Source organism: Enterococcus canis NBRC 100695 (genome assembly GCF_001544375.1).
Lineage (GTDB): Bacteria > Bacillota > Bacilli > Lactobacillales > Enterococcaceae > Enterococcus_H > Enterococcus_H canis.
Window position 1 is genome coordinate 1 of the sequence record NZ_BCQJ01000034.1, and the last position, 1,601, is coordinate 1,601.

The window sequence follows — 1,601 nt, forward strand, 5'->3', positions numbered from 1 at the left end:
GCTTCTGAGGACGTTTCAAGGCTTTTTCTGTGACTTGGATAGATTAATCTTTTGGAGAGAACGCTGGAAGACGTTCTCAAGATGATTATAGCAAGTTTCACCGTGTATAAAAATATTTTTAGCGAAATAGAAAAAAGAACAACGATAAATCAGCTCGAAAAACTTAACCGTATTTCTAACAGGCGGTTAAGTGTTGACGATAAGGTACACCCCCTAAAATTAAGTTGGTCAATCGATCGAATTACAATCGTCGGAAAACTGAAGGAGAAAAGGTTGAATACTCCTTTTTTTTTGTTATTTTATTTCGAGATTTTGAGCGGAGCGAAAAATCTCGTTTCTTATCTTGATAATATAGGTAACTATTTTCGGCGAAAAAATCGGGGTTTGACCTAGGTCAAACCCTTGTGGCTGTAAGGAAGCACAAAAAAAAAGATTGCTTTTTCCATATGGTTGATTTATAGTTTTAATTGTCTAGAAAAAAACTAAATCAGAAAGGAGAGCAATCTTATTTTTTTGTTATCGGCTTTTCAGCCTATTTGTACAAAATTTGTAGATTCAGTATAACAAGATGACAGAGAAAAGACAAGATTTGATTAATGGAACTTATCGTGAGAAAAAGAAAAATTTACGGAAAGTACTGGCTTTGAGTGAAAGTCGAATTCCTACAAGAATGCACGAGCTGATGACGGGGTGTGGTTCATATTTGGAATTTATTGCCACGATAGACAAGGAGAAAAAGAAATTGGTGCAGGCACATTTTTGTAAAAATCGTTTTTGTCCGTTATGTGCGTGGCGTAAAGCACGGAAAGATGCGATGATGTTGTCGATTATGATGCAAGCAATCAGTGAGGAAAAAGACTATCAATTTCTCTTTTTGACATTGACGACACCCAATGTGAAAAGCAGTCAATTGAATCAGGAAATTGATTTGTTCAATCATGCGTTGTCGAAATTGTTTCGTCGGAAGAAAGTGAAAGCTGCAATTAAAGGCTATGTACGGAAATTGGAAATCACGTACAACAAAGAGCGAGACGACTATAATCCGCATTTTCATTTGATTTTGGCTGTTCCAAAATATTACTTTAAGCTTAAAGATTATTATATTAAGCAATCTGAATGGCTGGATTTATGGCGAGAGGTAACGGGGAAAATGGGAATCAATCCAGACGGTACCGACGAGATTACACAGCTGGATATTCGCAAGGTTAAAGGGTTCCAACAAGAGAAAGCAGTCTTGGAAGTCGCAAAATATTCGGCCAAAGACTTTGAAATGACGGAAAACCAAGAAGTATTCGATACGTTTTATTTTGCAATGAAAGGGCGCCAGTTGATTACGTTCAACGGTGTGTTCAAAGACTACAAAAAGAAATTTGAGTCTGGTGCTTTAGACCGATACAAACAAAAAGACGAGAATGATTATTTTTGGTTTTTAACGGCTTCATGGATGAAAAATGAAGCGCAATATGCAATCGATTATCGCGCGTTGAACGAAGATGAAAAGCGATTTTTTACTGGTATGTACGACGAAGAGAAAAAATGAATGGGGTGGACGAATTTCGTCCACTTTTTTTATTTGTTCGAATGAAATGACAAAAAAGAAA

General features: G+C 36.4%; 1 protein-coding gene and 1 pseudogene. Both read left to right on the forward strand.

The window, feature by feature from the left end; translation table 11 throughout:
• Positions 1–81 precede the first annotated feature (81 nt).
• Positions 82–267, forward strand: a pseudogene (locus ECA01S_RS14660) (hypothetical protein); the annotation flags it as partial.
• Positions 268–568: 301 nt separating this feature from the next.
• A complete protein-coding gene (locus ECA01S_RS13735; protein ID WP_067396506.1) occupies positions 569–1,540 on the forward strand; it encodes a protein rep in 972 nt (323 codons plus the stop codon).
• Positions 1,541–1,601 lie beyond the last annotated feature (61 nt).